Origin of the sequence: Bordetella genomosp. 6, from assembly GCF_002119705.1 — a bacterium.
GTDB lineage: Bacteria > Pseudomonadota > Gammaproteobacteria > Burkholderiales > Burkholderiaceae_B > Bordetella > Bordetella bronchiseptica_F.
On the sequence record NZ_CP021107.1, the window covers coordinates 131,025 to 153,905 of the forward strand.

General features: G+C 68.1%; 30 protein-coding genes. 2 read left to right on the forward strand and 28 right to left on the reverse strand.

Annotation, left to right across the window (positions count from 1 at the left end):
* Positions 1 to 51 precede the first annotated feature (51 nt).
* A complete protein-coding gene (gene petA, locus CAL11_RS00615) occupies positions 52 to 693 on the reverse strand; it encodes a ubiquinol-cytochrome c reductase iron-sulfur subunit (RefSeq protein ID WP_003815815.1) in 642 nt (213 codons plus the stop codon).
* A gap of 139 nt (positions 694 to 832) precedes the next feature.
* Here petA and mscL point away from each other — a divergent pair, with 139 nt between their 5' ends.
* On the forward strand, positions 833 to 1,291 hold the full coding sequence (gene mscL / locus CAL11_RS00620) for a large conductance mechanosensitive channel protein MscL (protein WP_086091834.1): 459 nt from the start codon (positions 833 to 835) through the stop codon (positions 1,289 to 1,291).
* Between the two features lie 24 nt (positions 1,292 to 1,315).
* On the opposite strand, the gene CAL11_RS00625 is transcribed toward mscL, so the two are convergent.
* Entirely contained in the window at positions 1,316 to 2,092 is a 777-nt protein-coding gene (locus tag CAL11_RS00625; RefSeq protein WP_086091835.1) for a Nif3-like dinuclear metal center hexameric protein, read from the reverse strand.
* Between the two features lie 20 nt (positions 2,093 to 2,112).
* On the opposite strand from CAL11_RS00625, the gene CAL11_RS00630 reads away from it, so the two are divergent.
* Entirely contained in the window at positions 2,113 to 3,252 is a 1,140-nt protein-coding gene (locus CAL11_RS00630) for a S1C family serine protease (protein ID WP_033468262.1), read from the forward strand.
* Between the two features lie 10 nt (positions 3,253 to 3,262).
* Here the strand turns inward: CAL11_RS00630 and CAL11_RS00635 are convergent, their stop codons facing one another.
* The 26 genes from CAL11_RS00635 to CAL11_RS00760 form a co-directional block, all read right to left on the reverse strand.
* Complete coding sequence (locus CAL11_RS00635; RefSeq protein ID WP_033468259.1) at positions 3,263 to 3,616, reverse strand: helix-turn-helix domain-containing protein; 354 nt, start codon at positions 3,614 to 3,616, stop codon at positions 3,263 to 3,265.
* 85 nt (positions 3,617 to 3,701) lie between these two features.
* Positions 3,702 to 4,502, reverse strand: a complete 801-nt coding sequence (tatC, locus tag CAL11_RS00640) for a twin-arginine translocase subunit TatC (RefSeq protein WP_086091836.1) — start codon at positions 4,500 to 4,502, stop codon at positions 3,702 to 3,704.
* Complete coding sequence (gene tatB, locus CAL11_RS00645) at positions 4,499 to 4,951, reverse strand: Sec-independent protein translocase protein TatB (RefSeq protein WP_086091837.1); 453 nt, start codon at positions 4,949 to 4,951, stop codon at positions 4,499 to 4,501. Before tatB ends, tatC begins: the two co-directional genes overlap by 4 nt.
* A 72-nt stretch (positions 4,952 to 5,023) precedes the next feature.
* Entirely contained in the window at positions 5,024 to 5,251 is a 228-nt protein-coding gene (gene tatA / locus CAL11_RS00650) for a Sec-independent protein translocase subunit TatA (RefSeq protein ID WP_033468251.1), read from the reverse strand.
* 15 nt (positions 5,252 to 5,266) lie between these two features.
* Complete coding sequence (locus CAL11_RS00655; RefSeq protein ID WP_086091838.1) at positions 5,267 to 5,635, reverse strand: histidine triad nucleotide-binding protein; 369 nt, start codon at positions 5,633 to 5,635, stop codon at positions 5,267 to 5,269.
* A gap of 14 nt (positions 5,636 to 5,649) precedes the next feature.
* Positions 5,650 to 5,997, reverse strand: a complete 348-nt coding sequence (locus tag CAL11_RS00660) for a phosphoribosyl-ATP diphosphatase (protein WP_033468245.1) — start codon at positions 5,995 to 5,997, stop codon at positions 5,650 to 5,652.
* Complete coding sequence (hisI, locus tag CAL11_RS00665) at positions 5,994 to 6,398, reverse strand: phosphoribosyl-AMP cyclohydrolase (protein ID WP_033468242.1); 405 nt, start codon at positions 6,396 to 6,398, stop codon at positions 5,994 to 5,996. Before hisI ends, CAL11_RS00660 begins: the two co-directional genes overlap by 4 nt.
* The gene (gene hisF / locus CAL11_RS00670) at positions 6,395 to 7,204 is read right to left on the reverse strand and encodes an imidazole glycerol phosphate synthase subunit HisF (protein WP_033468240.1); all 810 of its coding nucleotides are present in this window, start codon (positions 7,202 to 7,204) and stop codon (positions 6,395 to 6,397) included. The genes hisI and hisF overlap by 4 nt, the downstream gene beginning before the upstream one ends.
* Positions 7,201 to 7,941, reverse strand: a complete 741-nt coding sequence (hisA, locus tag CAL11_RS00675) for a 1-(5-phosphoribosyl)-5-[(5-phosphoribosylamino)methylideneamino]imidazole-4-carboxamide isomerase (protein WP_033468237.1) — start codon at positions 7,939 to 7,941, stop codon at positions 7,201 to 7,203. Before hisA ends, hisF begins: the two co-directional genes overlap by 4 nt.
* Before the next feature lie 63 nt (positions 7,942 to 8,004).
* On the reverse strand, positions 8,005 to 8,682 hold the full coding sequence (hisH, locus tag CAL11_RS00680; protein WP_033468234.1) for an imidazole glycerol phosphate synthase subunit HisH: 678 nt from the start codon (positions 8,680 to 8,682) through the stop codon (positions 8,005 to 8,007).
* A gap of 31 nt (positions 8,683 to 8,713) precedes the next feature.
* On the reverse strand, positions 8,714 to 9,301 hold the full coding sequence (gene hisB / locus CAL11_RS00685) for an imidazoleglycerol-phosphate dehydratase HisB (RefSeq protein WP_003815795.1): 588 nt from the start codon (positions 9,299 to 9,301) through the stop codon (positions 8,714 to 8,716).
* A gap of 1 nt (position 9,302) precedes the next feature.
* Positions 9,303 to 10,400: a histidinol-phosphate transaminase gene (gene hisC / locus CAL11_RS00690; RefSeq protein WP_086091839.1), complete on the reverse strand. Its 1,098-nt coding sequence runs from the start codon at positions 10,398 to 10,400 to the stop codon at positions 9,303 to 9,305.
* Positions 10,397 to 11,701 carry a histidinol dehydrogenase gene (hisD, locus tag CAL11_RS00695; protein WP_033468370.1) on the reverse strand — a complete coding sequence of 435 codons (1,305 nt, stop codon included), beginning with the start codon at positions 11,699 to 11,701 and terminating at the stop codon, positions 10,397 to 10,399. Before hisD ends, hisC begins: the two co-directional genes overlap by 4 nt.
* Positions 11,702 to 11,751: 50 nt before the next feature.
* Complete coding sequence (gene hisG / locus CAL11_RS00700; RefSeq protein ID WP_033468230.1) at positions 11,752 to 12,423, reverse strand: ATP phosphoribosyltransferase; 672 nt, start codon at positions 12,421 to 12,423, stop codon at positions 11,752 to 11,754.
* Positions 12,420 to 13,688, reverse strand: a complete 1,269-nt coding sequence (gene murA / locus CAL11_RS00705) for a UDP-N-acetylglucosamine 1-carboxyvinyltransferase (protein ID WP_086091840.1) — start codon at positions 13,686 to 13,688, stop codon at positions 12,420 to 12,422. The genes hisG and murA overlap by 4 nt, the downstream gene beginning before the upstream one ends.
* A complete protein-coding gene (locus CAL11_RS00710) occupies positions 13,688 to 13,939 on the reverse strand; it encodes a BolA family protein (RefSeq protein WP_003815785.1) in 252 nt (83 codons plus the stop codon). The genes murA and CAL11_RS00710 overlap by 1 nt, the downstream gene beginning before the upstream one ends.
* A complete protein-coding gene (locus CAL11_RS00715) occupies positions 13,939 to 14,754 on the reverse strand; it encodes an ABC transporter permease (RefSeq protein WP_033468224.1) in 816 nt (271 codons plus the stop codon). The genes CAL11_RS00710 and CAL11_RS00715 overlap by 1 nt, the downstream gene beginning before the upstream one ends.
* The gene (locus CAL11_RS00720) at positions 14,751 to 15,563 is read right to left on the reverse strand and encodes an ABC transporter ATP-binding protein (RefSeq protein ID WP_167382421.1); all 813 of its coding nucleotides are present in this window, start codon (positions 15,561 to 15,563) and stop codon (positions 14,751 to 14,753) included. The genes CAL11_RS00715 and CAL11_RS00720 overlap by 4 nt, the downstream gene beginning before the upstream one ends.
* A 104-nt stretch (positions 15,564 to 15,667) precedes the next feature.
* The gene (locus CAL11_RS00725) at positions 15,668 to 16,291 is read right to left on the reverse strand and encodes an MlaC/ttg2D family ABC transporter substrate-binding protein (RefSeq protein WP_003815780.1); all 624 of its coding nucleotides are present in this window, start codon (positions 16,289 to 16,291) and stop codon (positions 15,668 to 15,670) included.
* A gap of 33 nt (positions 16,292 to 16,324) precedes the next feature.
* Positions 16,325 to 17,128 (reverse strand): MlaA family lipoprotein, encoded by an 804-nt coding sequence (locus CAL11_RS00730; protein WP_167382422.1) that lies wholly within the window; start codon positions 17,126 to 17,128, stop codon positions 16,325 to 16,327.
* A gap of 99 nt (positions 17,129 to 17,227) precedes the next feature.
* Entirely contained in the window at positions 17,228 to 17,734 is a 507-nt protein-coding gene (gene mlaD / locus CAL11_RS00735; protein WP_003818108.1) for an outer membrane lipid asymmetry maintenance protein MlaD, read from the reverse strand.
* 12 nt (positions 17,735 to 17,746) lie between these two features.
* The gene (gene mlaE, locus CAL11_RS00740; RefSeq protein WP_003815775.1) at positions 17,747 to 18,532 is read right to left on the reverse strand and encodes a lipid asymmetry maintenance ABC transporter permease subunit MlaE; all 786 of its coding nucleotides are present in this window, start codon (positions 18,530 to 18,532) and stop codon (positions 17,747 to 17,749) included.
* Positions 18,529 to 19,365: an ABC transporter ATP-binding protein gene (locus CAL11_RS00745; protein WP_164872526.1), complete on the reverse strand. Its 837-nt coding sequence runs from the start codon at positions 19,363 to 19,365 to the stop codon at positions 18,529 to 18,531. The genes mlaE and CAL11_RS00745 overlap by 4 nt, the downstream gene beginning before the upstream one ends.
* Positions 19,366 to 19,519: 154 nt before the next feature.
* A complete protein-coding gene (locus CAL11_RS00750) occupies positions 19,520 to 20,503 on the reverse strand; it encodes a Bug family tripartite tricarboxylate transporter substrate binding protein (RefSeq protein ID WP_086091843.1) in 984 nt (327 codons plus the stop codon).
* A gap of 75 nt (positions 20,504 to 20,578) precedes the next feature.
* Positions 20,579 to 21,217, reverse strand: a complete 639-nt coding sequence (locus CAL11_RS00755; RefSeq protein ID WP_033449228.1) for an OmpW/AlkL family protein — start codon at positions 21,215 to 21,217, stop codon at positions 20,579 to 20,581.
* Positions 21,218 to 21,409: 192 nt separating this feature from the next.
* Entirely contained in the window at positions 21,410 to 22,876 is a 1,467-nt protein-coding gene (locus CAL11_RS00760; RefSeq protein WP_033449226.1) for a glutamate synthase subunit beta, read from the reverse strand.
* Positions 22,877 to 22,881 lie beyond the last annotated feature (5 nt).

Sequence of the window (22,881 nt, forward strand, 5' to 3'; positions counted from 1 at the left end):
CTCTTTATACGTGGCGTATTCTGCGTAGGTCAGGATAAGGCGACGCGGGCGTCAGGCCTTGTTGTCTTCGTCGACACCGACAATGATGCGGGTGTCGCTCAGGTACTGGTACGGCGGAACTTCCAGATTGTCTGGCGCGGGCTTGTCCTTGTAGACGCGGCCGGCCATGTCGAACGTGGAGCCGTGGCAGGGGCACAGGAAGCCGCCTTGCCAGTTGCCGGGCATGCCTGCCCCGCCACCCGTTTCGAAATGCGCCGTGGGCGAACAGCCCAGGTGCGTGCAGATGCCGACACAGACAAAGAGCTCGGGTTTGCGCGAGCGGTACTCGTTCTTGGCGTAGGCCGGCGTGAAGCCGGGACGCTCGGAATTGGGGTCGGCCATCAAGCCGTCCTGCGACTTGATGCCCTTGAGCTGGTCATCGGTCCGGCGAATGATCCAGACCGGCTTGCCGCGCCACTCGACGGTGCGCATCTGGCCCGGCGCCAGGTCGCCCACGTCGACTTCGACCGGCGCGCCTGCGGCGCGGGCCTTCTCGGACGGTGCAAAGGTACTCACGAACGGCACTGCGGTCGCGACGCCGGCAACGCCGCCCACGGCACAGGCCGTTGTTACCCAGAAACGGCGCGATGGGTCAGGTGGCAGGTTGGGGTCAACTGCGCCATCATCATCGTGCACCAGCGTATCCTGACTCATCTTCCTATCCTTGTTGATGCGCCCTTTCTACATGTAGGATCGGGCTTGCAGCATCCGGTTTTGTGGGAACATGTAACAACATAGCAACCGCGTATTATAGCGCCTGCCTAATGCCGGGCATGTTACTTAAGGAGTACGCATGAGCAAAGCCACGGGTTTTATCAAAGAATTTCGCGATTTCGCGGTCAAGGGCAATGCGATCGATCTGGCCGTCGGTGTGATCATCGGCGCGGCGTTCGGCAAGATTGTCGACTCGCTGGTCAAGGATGTGGTGATGCCCCTGGTCAACTTCATCCTGGGTGGCTCGGTCGATTTCTCCAATAAGTTCCTGGTGCTGTCCATGCCCGAGGGCTATGCCGGCCCGATGACGTACGCCGACCTGACCAAGGCCGGCGCCAACGTCCTGGCCTGGGGCAACTTCATCACCATCATCATCAACTTCGTCCTGCTGGCGTTCGTGATCTTCTGGATGGTCAAGGCCATCTACGCCGCCCGCCGCAAGGAAGAGGCCGCGCCGGAAGCGCCCGCCGCGCCGCCGGAGGATGTCACCGTGCTGCGCGAGATCCGCGACCTGCTCAAGGACAAGCAGGGGTCGTGACGGCATGCGCGGCGGGACGGCCATTCAGACCGGGTTGTCGATATCGATGAATTCGACCTGGATGCCGAACTGTCGCGCCACGGCTTCGCCCAGCGCTTGCACGCCATAGCGTTCGGTGGCGTGGTGCCCTGCTCCCACGAAGGCTACGCCCGTCTCGCGCGCCAGGTGCACGGTGGATTCGGACGCCTCGCCGGTGATGTACGCATCGGCGCCGGCGTCCACGGCATCGGCCAGCATGCCCTGCGCGCCGCCGGTGCACCAGGCCACGCGCCGTACCGGGCGGTCCGGCTCGCCCACCACCAGCGGCGCGCGGCCCAGCCGTTCGGCCACGCGCTGCTGGAGTTGCGCCACGGTCTGTACGCCGGGCGCGCTGCCCAGCCACACCAGGTTGTCGGCGCCGCAGGTGCGCGGCGCGCCGTCGGGGCCGGTTTCGGCCTGCAGGCCCAGCACGCGCGCCAGCTGGGCGTTGTTGCCCCATTGCGGATGCGCGTCCAGTGGCAGGTGATAGGCCAGCAGGTTGAGTTCGTGGCCCAGCGCCAGCGCCAGGCGGGTGCGGCGCGGGCCGAGCACGCGGCGGTCCTCGTTGCGCCAGAACCAGCCATGATGCACCAGCACCGCGTCGGCGCCGCGCTCGATCGCCGCGCGCAAAAGCGCCTCGGAGGCCGTCACGCCGGTGATAATGTGCCCGATCTCGGCCTTGCCTTCGACCTGCAGCCCGTTGGGACAATAGTCCTTGAATCGCGCCGCTTGCAGCGCGCCGTCCAGCCAGTCGGCCAGCTCGCGGATATGGATCGTTTTCATTACTCGCCCTATCGAAAATCATGCGCCGTCTTTGGCTGATATTTGCTCAGGCCGTGACAGTCAGTCTGGCCATTTTATTCGTCGTCACGACCCTGCGCCCCGATTGGCTGCGGCTGTCGGGCCCGGCGCCGGCTGCCCGCGCGCCCGCGGCCGGCCAGGCAGGGGCATCGTACGCCGACGCGGTGGCGCGCGCCGCGCCGGCGGTAGTCAACGTCTACACCACCAAGCATGTCAACGTGCCGCTGGTGCCGCTGCCCGACGACCCGGTGTTGCGCCAGCTGTTCGGCCAGGTGCCGGGCCTGAGCCGCCGCGAGGCGTCCACCAGCCTGGGCTCGGGGGTGATCGTCAGCGCCGAGGGCTATGTGCTGACCAACTATCACGTCGTCGAAGCCGCCGACGCCATCGAGGTGGCCCTGGCCGACGGGCGCCAGGCGGCGGCCAAGGTGGTGGGCGCGGATCCGGAGACCGACCTGGCGGTGCTCAAGCTGTCGGGCAAGCTGGGCGAGCTGCCGGTCGCGACCTTTGCCGACAAGCGCGCGCCGCGGGTGGGCGACGTGGTGCTGGCCATCGGCAACCCCTTCGGCGTGGGCCAGACCACCACCCAGGGCATCGTGTCGGCGCTGGGACGCAACGGCCTGGGGATCAATACCTATGAGAACTTCATCCAGACCGACGCGGCGATCAATCCCGGCAATTCGGGCGGCGCGCTGATCGACGCCCGCGGCGACCTGGTCGGCATCAATACGGCCATTTATTCGGAGACCGGCGGCTCGCTGGGCATAGGCTTTGCCATCCCGGTCGACAGCGCGCGCCGGGTGATGGAAGACATCGTGCGCACGGGCGCCGTGCGGCGCGGCTGGTTCGGCATCGAGCCGCAGGACATGACGCCCGAGCTGGCGCGTGCCTTCCAGCTGCCGCGCGACGCGCGCGGCGTGATCATCGCGGGCGTCATGCGCGACGGGCCGGCGGGCAAGGCCGGCATGCGGGTGGGCGACATCGTGCAGGCGCTCGATGGCGCGCCGGTGGTCGACACGCGGGGTCTGCTGGGCCAGATCGCGTCGCTGGAGCCCGGCCGGCAGGCCGTGGCCAGCGTGTTGCGCGCCGGCAAGCCGGTGGAGCTGAAGGTGACGGTGGGCGTGCGCCCCAGCCGGCCACGCTGAGCCGGGCCGGCTAGCGGTTGGCGCTGGCCGCGGCCAGGCGCACGACGGCCAGCATGTGGCGGCGCGCGGGGCGCGGCAGCCGCGCCCAGAGCGCTTGCAGCTCGGCCAGGCTGCCGTCGGGGGAGGACGGCGCGGGCTCGGGCGCGGCGCTGGTGCCGACCATGCCGTCGCTGAGCCAGGGTACGGTGGTGTGCAGCGCGCGCGCCAGCCGCTCCAGCGTGGCGCGCGTGGGCGCATAGGCGTCGCCGCGCGCCAGGATGCGGTGGATGGTGGATTGCGGCACGCCGGAAATGCGCGCCAATTGGTTCTGGCTGGAAATTCCGCGCCATCGCATCGAGGCGCGCAGACGGTCTGCTTGGCTCATGCCCGCAATGTAGGCTTGCCGGGTGGCCGCGACAAGCGTGAAACCGTCCACTTTTTCGCGGGCGCGGGTTGTCCGTCAGCCTGTCTTAGTGGCGCTCGGTCAGGGCCTGGTCGTCTTCGGATTCTTCCTCGCCGCGGCGCCTGGGCGTGACTAGGCGCGCGCACAGCAGGCCCACTTCGTACAGCAGGCACAGCGGCACGGCCAGCATGAACTGGCTGACCACGTCGGGCGGGGTCACCACGGCCGCGATGACGAAGGCGCCCACCACGACGTAGCCGCGCGCGGCGCGCAGCTTGGCCACTTCGACGATGCCGGTCTTGACCAGCAGCACCACGGCCACCGGCACCTCGAACGTGATGCCGAAGGCCATGAACATCGTCATGACGAAGCTGAGATAGGCCTCGATATCGGGCGCCGGCGTGATCGATTGCGGCGCGAACGTGGCGATGAAGTGAAAGACCGTGCGGAACACGAAGAAATAGCAGAACGCCATGCCGATGATGAACAGCAGCGTGCTGGAGAGGATCAGCGGCAGCGCCAGGCGCTTCTCGTGCTTGTACAGGCCGGGGGCCACGAAGGCCCAGGCCTGGTACAGCACCACCGGCAGGGCCACCACGAAGGCGGCCATCATGGTGACCTTGACGGGCACCATGAACGGCGTGATGACGCCGGTGGCGATCATGCGGGTGCCTTCGGGCAGCGAAGCCAGCATGGGCTGGGCCAGCACGTCGTAGATGGCCGAGGCGCCGGGATACAGGAACAGCACGATGAATACGGCGACCACGGCGCCAGCGGCCTTGAGCAGGCGGCTGCGCAGTTCGACCAGGTGCGAGATGAAACTGTCCTGCTGCTGGTCGGGGTTGTCGGTGGAGGCGTCCTGGCTCACGTTGCGCTACCGGTAGGCGGTGGGGTCTTGTCGGCGGGCGTGGCCGCCGCGGGAGGCGCGATGCTGCGCGTGTCGGTGTCGGCGTCGCTGGCGACGGCGGGCGCGGGTCCGGCCGGGGCGTCGGCGCCGCCGACGGCCTTGGAGGCGTCGCGGGCGGTTTCGTCGAGCTCCGCGCGCAGCGCCTGGGTGCTGTCGCGCAGCGTATCCTCGGTCTCGCGCAAGGACGTCTGCATCGATCGCGCGGTCTCGTCCATCTCGTCCTTGAACTTGCGCAGTTCGTCGAGTTCGATCTCGCGCCGGATATCGGACTTCACGTCATTGACGTAGCGCTGCGCCCGGCCCAGGAGATGGCCGATGGTGCGTGCCACCTTGGGCAGGCGTTCGGGGCCGATGACGACCAGCGCAATGACGCCGATCACCATCAGCTCTGTGAAGCTGACATCAAACATGCGGCTGCCGCTTGTAGGAACTGGAACGATGGGAAAGGACCGGCGCCGTCATGGGCCGATCCCGGGCCGGGACTAGGAGTTGCTTTTCTCTTTGGCCTGCACGTCGATGGTGTCGTCGGACACGCGTTGCTGCGTGACCTGGTCGGCCGGCTTGTCGGCGCTGGCGTCCTTCATGCCGTCCTTGAAGCCCTTGACGGCGCTTCCCAGGTCCGAGCCGACGTTGCGCAGTTTCTTGGTGCCGAACACCAGCGCGATGATGACCAGGACAATCAACCAATGCCAGATACTGAAGCTACCCATGACGGTTCTCCGAATTTATGCGGCGGGAGCCACGCGGCCTTTCCAGGGACGCGGACCACCCAGAATATGGAAATGCAGATGCGGTACTTCCTGGCCGCCTTCGGCCCCGGAATTGGCCATCAGGCGAAAGCCCCCGTCGGGGCCGGGGTTGCAGCCGTTGCCGGCCGCCAGGCGCGACGCCAGTACAGTCATTCTACCCAACCAGCCGGCGTCGTCCTCGGCGATGTCCTGCAACGACACGACGTGGCGGCGCGGGATCAGCAGCAGGTGCACCGGCGCGGCCGGGTTGATGTCGTGGAAGGCGATGAATTCGTCATCCTCGAACACTTTCTTGGCCGGGATTTCGCCGCAGGCGATCTTGCAGAAGATACAGTTGTCGCTCATGTCAGGTTCCGTGCTCAGTCTCGCGGCCGCCGGGCCTTTTCCTCGAGGCCGGACAATCCCTCGCGGCGCGCCAGTTCGGCCAGTACGTCCTCGGGCCGCAGATTGTAATGGGTCAAGGCTACCAGACAGTGGAACCAGAGATCAGCGGTTTCACTGATGATGCGCTCGGGCTGGCCGTCCTTGGCCGCCATGACCAGCTCGGTGGCCTCCTCGCCGATCTTCTTCAGGAAGGCGTCGGGCGCCTTGGACAGCAGCTTCGCGACGTACGACGACTGCGGATCGCCGCCGGCCTCGGGGCGGCGCGTGGCCAGGGTATCGGCGATGCGCGACAGGATGTCGTCGCCGGCGGTCGGGATGGTCATTTGTAGATCAGCTCCGGGTCTTTCAGCACCGGGTCGATGGTGATCCACTCGGCCTGGCTGGCGGTTCCCTCGAGGCGGCGGTAGAAACAGCTGGCGCGTCCGGTATGGCAGGCGATGCCGCCGTTCTGGTGGACCTTCAGCAGGATGACGTCGCCGTCGCAGTCCAGCCGCAGTTCGTGCACGTCCTGGGCATGGCCGGACTCTTCGCCCTTGCGCCACAGGCGCTGGCGCGAGCGCGACCAGTACACGGCGCGCCCGGTGGCGGCCGTCTCGGCCAGCGCTTCGCGGTTCATCCAGGCGACCATCAGGATCTGGCCGGTTTCGGCATCCTGGGCGATGGCCGGGATCAGGCCGTTCTCGTCGAAGACGACGTCGGCCATCCAGGTGGTTTCGGTGTTCATGTCAGTCTCACGGCAATGCCGCGCTCGGCCATGTACTGCTTGCACTCGCGCACGGTGTGTTGGCCGAAGTGGAAGATGCTGGCGGCCAGCACGGCGCTGGCGCGGCCGGTGGTCACGCCGTCGGCCAGGTGCTGCAGGTTGCCCACGCCGCCCGAGGCGATGACGGGCACGGGCACGGCATCGGATACGGCGCGGGTGAGCGCCAGGTCGAAGCCCGACTTGGTGCCGTCGCGGTCCATGCTGGTCAGCAGGATCTCGCCGGCGCCATAGGCGGCCATGCGGCGCGCCCAGGCCACGGCGTCCAGCCCGGTGGCCTTGCGGCCGCCGTGCGTGAAGACTTCCCAGCGGGCCGGCTCGCCCTCGGCCGAGCTGCGGCGCGCGTCGATGGCGACCACGATGCATTGCGAGCCATGGTAGTCGGCCGCGGCGCGTACCAGCTCGGGGTTGGCGACCGCCGCGCTGTTGATGCTGATCTTGTCGGCGCCGGCATTGAGCAGGCGCTGCACGTCCGAGACCTGCCGCACCCCGCCGCCCACCGTCAGGGGGATGAAGACCTGCGAGGCCACCTGCTCGATGATGGGCAGGATGAGGTCGCGGCCGTCGCTGGTGGCGGTGATGTCGAGGAAGGTGAGTTCGTCGGCGCCCTGCTCGTTGTAGCGGCGCGCGATCTCGACCGGATCGCCCGCATCGGTGAGGTTGACGAAGTTCACGCCCTTGACGACGCGGCCGGCGGTCACGTCGAGGCAGGGGATGATGCGGCGCGTCAGCGCGCTGGCGCCGGCGGCGGTGCTGCGGCTGGCATTCATTTGGCGAGTTCGTCGGCGCGGGCCTGGGCAGCCTGGAAGTCGAGCGCGCCTTCGTAGATGCTGCGGCCCAGGATGGCGCCTTCCACGCCATCGTCCTCGACCGCGCAGAGGGCTTCGATATCGGACAGGCCGGCGATGCCGCCCGAGGCGTACACCGGGATGCGCACGTGCTGCGCCAGCCGCACCGTGGCGTCGACGTTCACGCCGGAGAGCATGCCGTCGCGGCCGATGTCCGTGTAGATGATGGCTTCACAGCCATAGTCCTCGAATTTCTTGGCCAGGTCGAGCACGTCGTGGCGCGTCAGCTTGCTCCAGCCGTCGGTGGCGACCTTGCCGTCGCGGGCGTCCAGGCCGACGATGATCTGGCCGGGAAACGCGCCGCAGGCGTCCTGCAGGAACCCCGGGTTCTTGACCGCGGCCGTGCCGATGATCACGTACGAGATCCCGGCGTCCAGGTAGCGCTCGATGGTGTCCAGGTCGCGGATGCCACCGCCGATCTGTACCGGGATGTCGTCGCCGACGGCCTGCAGGATGGCCTTGATGGGCGCTTCGTTCTTGGGCTTGCCCGCGACGGCGCCGTTCAGGTCGACCAGGTGCAGCCGGCGGGCGCCCAGGTCGAGCCAGTGGCTTGCCATGGCGGCGGGGTCTTCGGAGAACACCGTAGCATCGTCCAGGTCACCCTGGCGCAGGCGCACGCAGCGCCCGTCTTTGAGATCGATGGCGGGGATCAGCAGCATGGTGGATAGCGAGCGTTGAAAAAGTCGTTGGAAATATCGGCCCAAGGCCGTTGCGACAGGCGTTTACGGTTGCCAGTCTACAAAATTGCGGTACAGGCGCAAACCGTGCTCGGCGCTCTTCTCGGGGTGGAACTGCACCGCGAAAATGTTAGCGGCCGCCACGGCGCAGGTAAAGGCGACCCCGTAATCGGTCACGCCGGTGGTCAGGGCCGGATCGGATGGAGCCGCATAATAACTGTGCACGAAATAGAAATGCGTGCCGTCCGGAATGCCCTCCCACAAAGCATGGGAGCGCGTTTGCCGCACTTGGTTCCAGCCCATGTGCGGGACTTTCAGGCGTTCCTGCGCGGCGGCGGGGGCCGCCGCGGCGTCCTGGTCGGCGGCGACGGGGTCGGCGAACTGCGGGCCGGCGAAGCGGCGCACCTCGCCCGGGAAGATGCCCAGGCAAGGCGTATCGCCTTCCTCGCTGCGCTCGAACAGCATCTGCTCGCCCACGCACACGCCCATCAGCGGCTTGCTGGCGGCGGCGCGCTCGACCGCGGCGCGCAGGCCGGATTCGTTCAGCGTGCGCATGCAGTCGGGCATGGCGCCCTGGCCGGGAAAGACGACGCGGTCGGCCGCGTCGATCTGCTCGGGGCGGTTGCAGATCCGGATGTCGGCATCGGGCGCGGCGTATTGCAGCGCGCGGGCGACGGAATGGAAGTTGCCCATTCCGTAATCGACAATGGCGATGGTGCTCACGAGTGTGTCTGCCTGGTGCGGGTGCGGGGCGTTACAGCACGCCCTTGGTGGACGGCACGGCATCGCCCATGCGGGGGTCGACCTCCAGGGCCATGCGCAGCGCGCGGCCGAAGGCCTTGAACACCGTTTCGCACTGGTGGTGGGCGTTGAAGCCGCGCAGGTTGTCGATGTGCAGGGTCATCAGGGCGTGGTTGACCAGGCCCTGGAAGAACTCGCGGGTCAGGTCCACATCGAAGTCGCCGATGCGCGCACGCGTGAAGTCGATGTGGTATTCCAGCCCCGGACGGCCCGAGAAATCGATCACCACGCGCGACAGCGCCTCGTCCAGCGGCACGTAGGCGTGGCCGTAGCGGCGCAGGCCGGCCTTGCTGCCGACGGCCTTGGCGATGGCCATGCCCAGCGTGATGCCGACGTCCTCGACCGTGTGGTGGGCGTCGATATGTAGGTCGCCGTCGGCCTTGATGTCCAGGTCGATCAGGCCATGGCGGGCGATCTGGTCCAGCATGTGGTCCAGGAACGGCACGCCGGTGTCGATGGTCTGCTTGCCGGTGCCGTCCAGGTTGACGGCCACGCGGATGCGCGTTTCATTGGTGTTGCGGGTAATTTCAGCGGTACGCATGTTAAGCACTCAGGATGTCTTGCAGCGCTGACAGGACCGCCGCGTTCTCGGTAGGCGTGCCTACGGAGATACGCAGGCAGTCGGCCAGCAGCGGGTGAGCATTCGAGAAGTTTCTAACCAGTATTTTGCGCGTTTTCAGCGCAAGATGCACGGCGTTGCCGTCCAGCTTGCCGCAAAAGCGCGCAAGTACGAAGTTGGCGGCGCTCGGAAACACGGTGACGCCGGGCAATGCGGCCAGGCCGTCGGCCAGCGGCTGGCGGTCGGCGCGCAGGCGGTCGGCCTGCGCGTCGAGTACCGGCTTGTGGCGCAGCACCGCCGCCAGCACCGCCTGGCTGAGCACGTCCATGTTGTAGGGGGGACGCACTTTGTCGAATTCGGCGATCCACGCCGGATGGCCGGCCAGGTAGCCGAAGCGCAGGCCGGCCAGGCCGATCTTGGATACGGTTCGCATCACGACGGCGTTGGGCTCGTCCATGATGCGCGGCATCCAGGTGTGCCCCGCGAACGGCTGGTAGGCTTCGTCGAGCACGACCAGGCCGGGGGCGGCGTCCAGGATGGCGCGCACCGCAGCGTCGGGCCACAGGCTGCCGGTGGGGTTGTTGGGCAGCGCCAGGAACACGACCTTGGGCTGGTGCGCCTCGATGGCGGCCAGGGTGGCCGGCAGGTCCAGCTCCAGCCCGGCGGTCAGCGGCACGCCGACGAAACGGGCGTGCGACAGGCGCGCCGCCATGTCGAAGTACACGAAAGAGGGCCAGGGCGACAGCACCGTGTCGCCGGGCTCGCAACAGGCCTGGATGATCAGGTGGATGAGTTCGTCCGAGCCGTTGCCGAACAGCAGGCCCGCCTGGGCCGGCACCCCGAACGCCTGGCGCACCTGGGCCTGCAGCGCCGGGTTGGCGGCGGCCGGGTAGCGGTTGAGCGGCGTCTCGCGGGCGGCCAGGGCGATGTCGTCCCGCACCTCGGCGGGCAGCTCGTACGGGCATTCCATCGCGTCCAGCTTGATGCAGCCGGCGGCATCGGCCACCGGATAAGCGGTCAGCGCCCGGATGTCGGCCCGCACGGCGCGGGCGATGCGCTCGGACGCCGCGACGCCGGTCATGGCTGGTCGAGCCGGTACTGGGCGCTGGCGGCGTGGGCCTGCAGGCCTTCGCCCAGGGCCAGTTCGGCGGCGATGCGGCCCAGCGTCTGGGCGCCTTCGCGCGAGACCTGGATCAGGCTGGAGCGCTTCTGGAAGTCGTACACGCCCAGCGGCGAGGAGAAGCGCGCCGTGCGCGAGGTCGGCAGGACGTGGTTGGGGCCGGCGCAGTAGTCGCCCAGCGCTTCCGAACTGTAGCGGCCCATGAAGATCGCGCCCGCGTGGCGGATCAGGGCGGTCCAGCGCTCCGGTTGCTCGGTGGAGATTTCCAGGTGCTCGGGGGCGATGTCGTTGGCGATGGCGCAGGCTTCTTCGAGGTCGCGCACCAGGATGAGCGCGCCGCGGTTGGCCAGGCTGACGCGCAGGATATCGGCGCGCGGCATGGTCGGCAGCAGGCGTTCGATGGCGGCCTCGACGTCGGCCAGGAAGGCGGCGTCGGGGCAGAGCAGGATGGACTGGGCCAGCTCGTCATGCTCGGCCTGCGAGAACAGGTCCATGGCGATCCAGTCGGCCGGCGTCTTGCCGTCGCAGATGACCAGGATTTCGCTCGGACCGGCGATCATGTCGATGCCGACGGTGCCGAAGACGCGCCGCTTGGCGGCGGCGACATAGGCGTTGCCCGGGCCGACGATCTTGTCGACCGCCGGCACCGTGGCGGTGCCGTAGGCCAGCGCGCCGACGGCCTGGGCGCCGCCGACGGCGAAGGCGCGGTCCACGCCGGCGATGGCGGCGGCGGCCAGCACGATGGGATTGCGCACGCCGTCCGGCGTGGGCGTGACCATGATCAGCTCGGGCACGCCGGCCACCTTGGCCGGAATCGCGTTCATCAGCACCGACGACGGATAGGCGGCCTTGCCGCCGGGCACGTACAGGCCGACGCGGTCCAGCGCCGTGATCTGCTGGCCCAGCATGGTGCCGTCGGCCTCGGTGTAGGTCCAGGTCTCGCCGCGCTGGCGCTCATGGTAGGCGCGCACGCGCGCGGCGGCGGCTTCCAGCGCCTGGCGCTGGGCGGCCGGCAGCGCGTCCAGCGCCGCATGCCAATCGGCCCGGGGGATTTCCAGGGCCGCGGCGTCGGCGGCGGCCAGGCGGTCGAAGCGCTGCGTGTATTCGAGCAGCGCGGCGTCGCCGCGGCGGCGCACGTCGGCCAGGATGCCGGCGGCGGCATGGTCGATGGATTCGTCCTGCTCGGCCTCGAAGGCCAGCAATTGGGACAGGGCGGTTTTGAACCCGGGGTCGCGGGAGTCGAGACGATTGATCAAGGCCATGGCGTCATGGTACTGCAAGGAAGGCCGCCCGCCGGCGCGGGCGGCGAGGTTCAGGCGATGCGTTCGCTGGCGCGCCGGAACGCGTCGATGAGCGGCTGCAGGCGCGCGCCGCGCGTCTTGAGCGCGGCCTGGTTGACGATCAGGCGCGAGGAAATCGGCATGACGTCCTCGACGGCCGCCAGGCCGTTGGCGCGCAGCGTGCCGCCGGTCGAGACCAGGTCGACGATGGCGTCGGCCAGGCCGACCAGCGGGGCCAGCTCCATCGAGCCGTACAGCTTGATGATGTCGACGTGCACGCCCTTGGCGGCGAAATGCTCGCGCGCCGACTGCACGTACTTGGTGGCCACGCGCAGGCGCGCGCCCTGGTGCACGGCCGCCTGGTAGTCGAAGTCCTGGCGCACCGCCACGCACAGGCGGCATTTGGCGATGTTCAGGTCGATGGGCTGGTACAGCCGCCCCGATTGCTGGGCGGCGTGCTCGATCAGCACGTCCTTGCCGGCGATGCCCAGGTCGGCCGCGCCGTACTGCACGTAGGTCGGCACGTCGGAGGCGCGCACGATGATCAGGCGCAGGCCCGGGTCGCTGGTAGGCAGGATCAGCTTGCGCGAGCTTTCCGGGTTCTCGGGGACCTCGATGCCGGCTTCGGCCAGCAGCGGCATGGTTTCTTCGAAGATGCGGCCCTTGGACAGGGCCAGCGTCAGGGGGGCGGCGGCGGTGCTCATGCCGTTTCCTTGCCAGTTACGCGTTGAATGCTCGCGCCCAGGGCGCGCAGTTTGACTTCCATCCGATCGTAACCGCGATCCAGATGGTAGATGCGGTCCACCACGGTCTCGCCCTCGGCGGCCAGGCCGGCGATCACCAGGCTGGCCGAGGCGCGCAGGTCGGTGGCCATGACGGTGGCGCCGGACAGCCGGGCGACCCCGCGTACGACGGCGGTATGGCCGTCGATGTCGATGTCGGCGCCCAGGCGGCACAGCTCCTGCACGTGCATGTAGCGGTTCTCGAAGATATTCTCGACGATGACGGCGGTGCCGTCGGCGACCGTGTCCAGCGCCATCAGCTGGGCCTGCATGTCGGTGGCGAAGCCGGGGTACTCGTGCGTGCGCGCGCCGACGGCGCGGGGGCGGCCGTGCATGGCGCCGCGGATCCAGTCCGGCCCGGTTTCGATGGTCAGGCCGGCCTCGACCAGCTTGTCCAGCGTGGCGCCCATGGTGTCGGGCGCGGCGCCGCGCAGCGTGATGTCGCCGCCAGCCGCGCCTACCGCGCACAGGAAGGTGCCGGCCTCGATGCGGTCGGGAATGACGTCGTGGCGCGCGCCGTGCAGCCGCTCGACGCCATCGATGACGATGCGGTCGGTGCCATGGCCCTGGATGCGCGCGCCCATCTTGATGAGCAGTTCGGCCAGGTCGACCACCTCGGGTTCGCGCGCGGCATTTTCCAGCACGGTCTGTCCCTCGGCCAGCACCGCCGCCATCAGCAGGTTTTCGGTGCCGGTGACGGTGACCATGTCGGTGCGGATCGAGGCGCCCTTCAGGCGCTTGGCGCGCGCCACCACGAAGCCATGTTCGATCTCGATCTCGGCGCCCAGCGCCGCCAGCCCCTTGATGTGCTGGTCGACCGGCCGCTGGCCGATCGCGCAGCCGCCCGGCAGGCTGACGCGGGCCTGCCCGAAGCGGGCCAGCAGCGGGCCCAGGACCAGGATCGAGGCGCGCATGGTCTTGACCAGTTCGTACGGCGCTTCGAGGTTGTCGACCTGGTCGGCCTGCAGGGTGACGGCGCCGTCGCCGGCGCGTGCGGCGCGCACGCCCATGCGGCCCAGCAGGCGCAGCGTGGTGGAGGTGTCGTTCAGTTGCGGCACATTGCCCAGCACGAGCGGCTCGGAGGTGAGCAGGCTGGCGCACAGGATGGGCAGGGCCGCGTTCTTGGCGCCCGAGACCGTGACTTCCCCGCGCAGGGGCGAGCCGCCGGTGATGCGCAGTTTGTCCATCAGCTTCCCGCCTTGGCGTACTCGGCGGGAGTCAGCGTGCGCATCGACAGCGCATGGATCTCCGCCTTCATGCGGTCCCCCAGCGCGGCGTAGACCAGCTGGTGGCGCGCGATCAGGCGCTTGCCCTCGAAGGCGGCGCTGACGATCACCGCGTCGAAGTGCGAGCCGTCGCCCTGCACGTCGAGGTGTTCGCACGGGAGTCCGTCGGCAATGTACTGGCGGACCTGCTCGGGGGTGGGAAGCATGGACATCAGTTCCTGAGTTTGTAGCCGCTGCCCAGCAGGCGCAGCGCGTAAAGCGACAGCACGGCGAAGACGCCGGCCACGACCGCCAGGCTATGCCATGGCGACACATCGGATACCGAGAAGAAGCCGTAGCGGAAGCCGTCGATCGTGTAGAAAATGGGGTTCCAGTGCGACACCGCCTGCCAGAACGGCGGCAGGGTGTGAATGGAATAGAACACGCCGGACAGGAAGGTCGCGGGCATGATCAGGAAGTTCTGGAAGGCGGCCAGCTGGTCGAACTTCTCGGACCACAGCCCGGCGATCAGGCCCAGCACGCCCATGATGCCGCAGGCCAGCATCGCGAACAGCAGCACCCAGGCCAGGTTCTGCGGCGGCAGCGGGATGAAGAACAGCGCCACGATCCACACGCAAAGCCCGACCGCCATGCCGCGCACCACCGCCGCCAGCACGTAGGCGGCGAAAATCTCGCGGTGCGACAGCGGCGGCAGCAGCATGAACACCAGGTTGCCGGTGACGCGGCTCTGGATCAGCGACGACGACGGGTTGGCGAAGGCGTTCTGCAGCATGCTCATCATCATGAGGCCGGGAATCAGGAACGCGGTGTATGGCACGCTGCCATAGACCACCAGGCGTCCTTCCAGCACATGGGCGAACACCAGCAGGTACAGCAGGGCCGTGATGACCGGCGCGGCGATGGTCTGGAAGCTGACTTTCCAGAAACGCAGCAGCTCCTTGCGCAGCAGGGTCGGAAAGCCCGAGCCGGCGTCCAGGCGCGGCTGCACCAGGGGGCGGCTGGCGGCGGAGGTGTCGGACTGGCTCACGATGCGGCCTCCTCCGGGTCCAGGGCGCGCGGCTCGGCCGGGTCGTCCTGGTGCATGATGCGCACGAACGCGTCTTCGAGGTCCACGCCGCCGACCCGCGCCAGCAGCGCCTGCGTGGTGTCCAGGGCGACAATGCGTCCCCCTTTGAGCATGGCGATGCGCGTACAGAGCGCCTCGGCCTCTTCGAGGTAGTGCGTGGTCAGCATGATGGTGTGGCCGGCCTTGTTCAGGCGCGAGATGAATTCCCACAGGGTGCGGCGCAGGTCCACGTCCACGCCGGCGGTCGGTTCGTCCAGCACGATGACCGGAGGGCGGTGCACCAGGGCCTGCGCCACCAGCACGCGGCGCTTCATGCCGCCCGACAGCGCGCGCATGTTGGTGTCGGCCTTGTCGGCCAGTCCCAGGTTGAACAGGATTTCGTCGATCCAGTCGTCGTTGCGGCGCAGGCCGAAATAGCCTGACTGGATGCGCAGCGTCTCGCGCACGGTGAAAAACGGGTCGTAGACCAGCTCCTGCGGCACCACGCCCAGGGCCCGGCGGGCGGTCTTGTAGTCGGCCACGACGTCGTAGCCGCACACGCTGGCGCGGCCGGTGGTGGCGTGCGCCAGGCCGGCCAGGATCGAGATCAGGGTGGTCTTGCCGGCGCCGTTGGGGCCGAGCAGGCCGAAGAATTCGCCATGCTCGATCTGCAGGCTGACATCGTTGAGCGCCTGGAAGCCCGGGGCGGCAGGCTGGCCGAAAAGCTGCTTCCAGCCGCGCCGGCGCGGCTGGTAGATTTTTGAGACGTGTTCGAGGCTGACGGCTGACATAAAGCGGGAAGTGCCCGGAAAAAAGAGCGAATTCCCCATTATAGAGGGGGCTTCGCCGTTGCCGGGCAATGTCCCCGGCCAGCCGGGGTTTTGCCGTCGCGGCCTTATTGGTTGCGCTGGTTCAGCGCCTGGATCAGGCCGTCGATCCCGTTCTGGTTGATCTGCTGGGCGAACTGGTTGCGATAGTTCTCGATCAGCCAGATGCCCTCGACGTTCATGTCGTAGATGCGCCAGCCCTGCGGCGTCTTCTCGAGGCGGTAGTCCACCTGTACCGGCTGGCTGTTGCTCTGGCTGATCAGCGAACGCACCACGACGTCGTCGGCGTTGGGGTCGCCGCGAAACGGCAGCAGCTTGATGGTGGTGCCGTTGTCGACCTTGGTGAGCGCGCCGCTGTAGGTGCGCACCAGGGTGCCGCGAAACGCCTTGGCCAGCTCCGCCTTCTGGGTGTCGGTGGCCTGGCGCCAGTAGCGGCCGGCCGCCAGGCGGGTGGTTTTCTGGAAATTCACGAACGGCAGGATGTGCGCGTCGACGACCTGGTTGATGTGCGCCAGGTTGCCGGCCTTGACGTTCTGGTCGCTCTTGAGGATGTCGATGGTCTGGGTGGCCGCGTCGAGCACGAACTTGTCGGGCGGACCCATGGGGTCGGGCGCGGCCTGGGCGCCGGCGGCCAGGGCCAGCGCGCCGGCGAGGAACAGTCGATGCAACAGCGAAACGATGGAAAAACGCATGAAATCTCCTTGCGAATCGGGCGGCGGGCGGCCTTACTGCGGCTGGGCCGCCGGTTGGGCCGCCGGCTGGGGGGCCGGCGCGGCGGGGGCCGCGTCGTCATCGCCCTCGTCTTCATAGGTGGGCAGCGTATCGTCGCCCGTCTTGGTGCCGCGCACCATGGCGGCGCGGCGCTGCAGGTAGGCGTCGCGCACGAAGCTGTACGGATCCAGCGCCACGCGATCCACCGTGTCGGTGGTGTCGAGCAGGCTGGCGCGCAGGTCGACGGCCTCCAGGCCCCACAGCGAGTTGCGCAGCGGCACGTTGTCGATCGCGCCGATGGTCGCGCCCTGGTTGCCGGTCCAGTCGCCGATCAGGCCCACGCCGTCGCGCACGCTGCTGGCGCCCCAGATCGGCAGCACCAGGTACGGCCCCTGGCCGAAGCCCCAGACACCCAGCGTCACGCCGAAGTCGTTGGGGATCTTGCGCGCCCCGGTGGTCGACGCGACGTCGAAGCAGCCGCCGATCCCCATGGTGGTGTTGAACAGGAAGCGGCCGATCGTGTTGACGAAATCGTGCCCGCGGCCCTGCAGGAAGCTGTTGGTGGCCGACCACAGGTCGCCCACGTTGCTGAACATGTTGTGCACGCAGCTGCGCACCGGTTGCGGGGTGACGAAGGTATAGGCCTGGGCCACCGGCTTGAATAGCGCGCGGTCGACCGTGTCGTTGAACTTGTAGACGCCCCGGTTGAAGCCTTCCCAGGGGTCGCGCGGATCGGGGTTCTTGGGCGCCGCGCAGCCGGCCAGCAGGACGCCTGCGGCGGCGATGGTGGCGATTCGAGCGGCAGAGTGCTTCGTCATGGCAAGGTCAACCTGTGGGGGCAACGCAACGGTGCCCGTTGTTGTTCTGGGCGCGGCGCCGGTTGCGATGGGCCGGCGCCCGCGAGTCTGTATCAGCGATTATTGCTGAGGTTTGGGTTCCGCGCCCGTTTCCGGCGCGGCGCTGGAGCCCTGTTTCTCGGCGGTACCGTACAGGAACTGGCTGATCAGTTGTTCCAATACCACGGCGCTCTGGGTATAGCGGATCTTGCCGCCCTCTGCGAAATCCTCTTCCTCGCCGCCCGGCGCCAGGCCGACGTACTGCTCGCCCAGCAGGCCCGAGGTCAGGATGGCGGCCGACGAATCGGTGGGGAATTGGTAGGCGGTTTCCAGGTCAAAGGTTACAACGGCCTGGAAGGTCTTGTCATCGAAGGCAATCCGGGAAACCCGTCCGACCACCACGCCGGCGCTCTTGACCGGGGCGCGCACCTTCAGCCCGCCGATGTTGTCGAAATTGGCAGTCAGCTGATAGGTGGGTGCGAAGGAGAAGGTGCTGAGGTTGCCCGCGCGCAGAGCCAGGAACAGCAAGGCGGCCGCGCCCAGCAGCACGAAAAGCCCTACCCAGAAATCGGTTTTTTCTCGTGACATGATGAATCCGTATCAATTGCCAAACATCAGGGCGGTGAGGATGAAGTCCAGTCCAAGGACGGCCAGCGAGCCGACCACCACCGTGCGGGTGGTGGCGCGGCCCACGCCTTCGGGCGTCGGGCGGGCCTGCCAGCCTTCGTAAAGCGCCACCAGGGTGACGGTCACGCCGAACACGAGGCTCTTGATCACGCCGTTGAGCACGTCGTCCAGCACGTCCACGCCGTTTTGCATCTGCGACCAGAAGGCGCCGGCGTCCACGCCTATCATCAGCACCCCGACGATCCAGCCGCCCAGGATGCCGACCATGGAAAATACCGCCGCCAGGACGGGCATGGCGATGATGCCGCCCCAGAAGCGCGGCACCAGCACGCGGCGCATCGGGTCCACGGCCATGACTTCCATGGCCGAGAGTTGCTCGCCGGCCTTCATGAGGCCGATTTCGGCCGTCAGCGAAGTGCCGGCGCGGCCGGCGAACAGCAGCGCCGTGACCACCGGCCCCAGCTCGCGGACCAGCGACAGCGCCACCAGCAGGCCCAGCGCCTCTTCGGACCCGTAGCGGTTGAGGGTGTAGTAGCCCTGCAGGCCCAGCACGAAGCCGACGAACAGGCCCGAGACCGCGATGATCAGCAGCGAATAGTTGCCGATGAAGTGGACCTGCTGCGACACCAGGCCGGGGCGGCGCACGGCGATGCCGCTGCGCGCCAGCAGTGCGCCCAGGAAGCGCGTGAAATAGCCGATGCCGCCGATCTGGCCGCGCACCCAGCCGCCCAGGCCGCTCAGCGCCTTGTGCGCGCTCATGGCTTGCGTCCTTCTTGTTGCGCGAGCCAGGCACGGAAAGCCGGCGTTTCCGGATACTGGAACGCCACCGGCCCGTCCGGCTCGCCGTTCAGGAATTGTTTGACATAGGGGTCCTGCGAGGCCGCCAGCTGCTGCGGCGTGCCGGCCGCGGCCAGCCGGCCCTGCCCGACCAGGTAGACCTGGTCGGCGATTGCGAAGGATTCCTGCACGTCGTGGGTGATCAGCACGGTGGCGCAGCCGAGGCGGTCGGCCAGGCTGCGGATCAGGCGCGCGGTGATGCCCAGGGAAATCGGGTCCAGCCCGGCAAACGGCTCGTCGTACAGGATGAGTTCGGGCTCCAGCACCACGGCGCGGGCCAGCGCCACCCGGCGCGCCATGCCGCCGGAGATCTCGGCCACCCGCAGGTGGGCGGCGGTGCGCAGGCCCACCGCGTCCAGCTTGTCGAGCACGCGAGCGGTGACTTCCGCCTCGTCCAGCGCGGTGTGCTCGCGCAGCGGGAAGGCGACGTTCTCGAAGACGTTGAGGTCGGTGAACAGGGCCCCTTGCTGGAACAGCACGCCCATGCGCTTGCGCAGGGATTGCAGCCCGTCCTGGCTGACGCTGCCGACGTCGGTGCCGAAGGCCTGGACCGAACCGCGCTGGGCGACGATCTGGCCGGTGGCCGCGCGCAGCAGCGTCGTCTTGCCGGAACCGGAGCCGCCCATCACCGCCACCACCTGTCCGGCGTGCACCTGCATGGAGATGCCGTCCAGCACCGTGAAGTCGCCATAACCGAGCGCCACGTCTTCCAGGGACAGGGCGAGTTCCGAGCTATTGCGGGTATGAACGGGCATAGGCAGCGGTAAGGAGTTGGGGGCCGCCCACGGGCGGCCCGCGCCGGGCGAAACGGCCATTGTATCGCGAGCGCAATGGTCGCCGGCCGTTGGTGCGCGAATGGAAAAGTGAAGTCCGCCTGTGGGCCAATACAATCAGGGACGCATCAATTTCTCATTGCAGCGAGATATTGCCCGCCTTGATGACCTTGGCCCACTTTTCCGTTTCGGACTTGATGAAAGCGCCAAATTCTTCGGGGGTTCCGCCGCCCGCCTGGCTTCCGGTATCGGCGATTGCCTTCACTACCTCAGGATCTTTCAGGATCTTATTGAATTCGGAGTTCAAGCGGGCAATGATGGGAGCCGGCGTGCCGGCCGGTGCGACGATGCCCTGCCAATTGTATGACTCGAAGCCAGGCAGTCCGGATTCGGCCATGGTGGGCACATCCGGCAGTACGTCCAGCCGCTTGAGCGACGTGACCGCGATGGGATGGACTTTCTTGCTCTGGATGGACGGCAGCGCCGAGTAGCCCATTTCGAACATCATGGTGATGTGGCCGCCCATCAGGTCGGTGGCCGCCAGGCTGCCGCCCTTATAGGGGACATGGACGATATCGATGCCGGCCTGCTCGCGGAACATTTCGCCGGACAGGTGGTGCGCGCCGCCCACGCCGGACGACCCGAAGGTCAGCTTGCCCGGTTCCTTCCGGGCCAGTGCGATCAGGTCCTGCAGATTCTTGACCGGCAGCGTGTTGTGCACGCTGAGCACCAGCGGGCTGTTCTCGATCAGCACGACAGGGGCCAGGTCTTTCTGCGCATCGTAGGGGATGGCGGGCATGAGGGTGGGGTTGACCGCCATCGGCGCCAGGTTCCCGGTGCCGATGGTGTAACCGTCGGGGGCGGCCTTGGCGATCAGGTTGGTGCCGATGACGCCGCCGGCGCCGGCCTTGTTCTCGACCACGACGGTCTGCCGCAGCGATTCGCCCAGCTTGCGGGCCAGCAGGCGCACGCGCGTGTCGGCGAATCCGCCCGGGGCGTACGGCACGATCAGGGTGATGGGCTTGGAGGGCCAGTCGTCGGCCTGGGCGCGGGCCGGGCCGGCGGCGGCCAGCGTGGCGGCGGCCAGCAGCGCCGCGGCGAGGGGGCGGAAGGATTTCATGCGCGGGCTCCTCTTGATCTCATGGTCGCGTGAATTCCGCATTATGCCTTGCGCCCCTGTCGGCCCGCGGGACGCCTAGAAGCGGTAGCCCACCGCCACGGTGGCGACCCACGGGTCGATGCGCGCGGTGCCGATGCGCTGGCCGTCCAGTCTGACCTTGGACGAAATGTCGATGTAGCGCAGGTCCGCGTTGAGGAACCAGCGCTCGTTCAGCTTGACGTCCACCCCCAGCTGTCCCGCCAGGCCCCAGGAGTCGCCCAGCTTGAGGTCCGAGCCTTCGAGGGCGCCGTGGGTCCTGGTGTCGAAGAAGGTGGTGTAGTTCAGGCCGACGCCGACATACGGCTGCACGGTGCTGTCCGGCAGGAAGTGCCACTGCACGCTGAGCGTGGGCGGCAATTGCTTGGTGCTGGCGATGCGGCCCAGGCCGCTGCCGCGGACGTCGTGCTCGAAAGGCCAGGCCGCCAGCAGTTCGATGCCGATGTTGCGGGTGGCCATGTAGGTGACGGTGAACGACGGCCGGACATTATTGTCGACGTCGAGGTCCACCGACCCGTTCAGGACGCTGCCGTTGTTCGATTTGGGGCGGACTTGCGAGGCGCCGACCTTGAGCAGCCAGTCGCCGGCCTCGTGGGCCCGGGCCGGCGCGGCCAGCAGGCCGGCGGCGAGCAGCGCGGCGCCAAGGGTGGCGCGGCCCTGCCGGTAAAGCGTGTACATGCACGATCTCCATCTGCGTTGAGTGTCTGGAAATCGTGACAGGTCGGCCGCGCCGGCAGCTTGACCCAGGTCAAGCGGGCCGGGCCGCGCGGCCGGGTTGTTTGCGCTGCGTCAAGGGACCGGGGCCGTCCCCGCCGCGGAATGGTGTGCCTGTCCCCACTGGGACAGGCACACCGCCGGGACGGGCTCCCGTCAACGCGGCAGGTCGGATGCGCCCATCAGGTACTCGTCGACCGAGCGCGCGCACTGGCGGCCTTCGCGTATGGCCCAGACGACCAGCGACTGGCCGCGCCGCATGTCGCCGGCGGCAAACACCTTGTCGACGCTGGTGCGGTAGTCGTCGGTGTTGGCGCGCACGTTGCCGCGCGCGTCGCGGTCCACGCCAAACGCGTCGAGCACCGTGGCCACCGGCGAGACAAAGCCCATGGCCAGCAGGACGAGGTCGGCCGGGATCTCGAATTCCGAGTCTTCGAGCTCGCGCATCTTCATCTGGCCGGTGGCTTCGTCCTTGAACCATTCGACGCGCACGCCGACCAGCTTCTCGACCTGGCCGTCGCTGCCGACCAGCGCCTTGGTGGCCACCGACCAGTCGCGCTCGCAGCCTTCGTCATGCGAGGACGACGTGCGCAGCCTGAGCGGCCAGTAGGGCCAGACCATGGGCTTGTCCTCGCATTCGGGCGGCTGGGGCAGCAGTTCGAATTGCGTGACCGAGGCCGCGCCGTGGCGGTTGCTGGTTCCGACGCAGTCCGAACCGGTGTCGCCGCCGCCGATCACGACCACATGCTTGCCCTTGGCCAGCGTCTGGCCGCTCAGGCGATCGCCGGCGACCGCCTTGTTCTGCTGGCGCAGGAAGTCCATGGCGTAGTACACGCCGGACAGCTCGCGCCCCGGCACCGGCAGGTCGCGCGGGGTCTCCGAGCCGCCGGTCATGACGACGGCATCGAAGTCCGCCAGCAGCGACTGCGGCGTACGCACCGTCAGCCCATCGGCGGCGGCGTCATCCGGGTTGCCGATGTAGGTCGAGGGGGCGAATTCCACGCCCTCGGCTTCCATCTGCGCGATGCGTCGGTCGATCTGCGACTTCTCCAGCTTGAAGTCGGGAATGCCGTAGCGCAGCAGTCCGCCGATGCGATCGCTTTTCTCGAACAGGGTGACCGAGTGGCCGGCGCGCGCCAGCTGCTGCGAGCAGGCCAGCCCGGCGGGGCCGGAGCCTACGACGGCGACCTTCTTGCCGGTCTTGCGCGCCGGCAACTGCGGCGTCACCCAGCCCTCGGCCCAGCCCTTGTCGATGATGGCGTGCTCGATCGACTTGATGCCCACGGCGTCGCTGTTGATGTTCAGCGTACAGGCGGCTTCGCACGGCGCCGGGCAGATGCGGCCGGTGAACTCGGGGAAGTTGTTGGTCGAGTGCAGGACGTCCAGCGCGCGGCGCCAGTCCTGCCGGTAGACCAGGTCGTTCCAGTCGGGGATGATGTTGTTGACCGGGCAGCCGTTGCTGCAGAACGGAATGCCGCAGTCCATGCAGCGCGCCGCCTGTTGCCCGGCCTGCTCGTCGCTCAGGTGCAGGACGAACTCGCGCCAGTGCTTGAGGCGCTTCTGCGGGGCCTCGGCGGCCTCCTGCAGGCGCTGGAATTCCATAAAGCCAGTGATCTTTCCCATGCTAA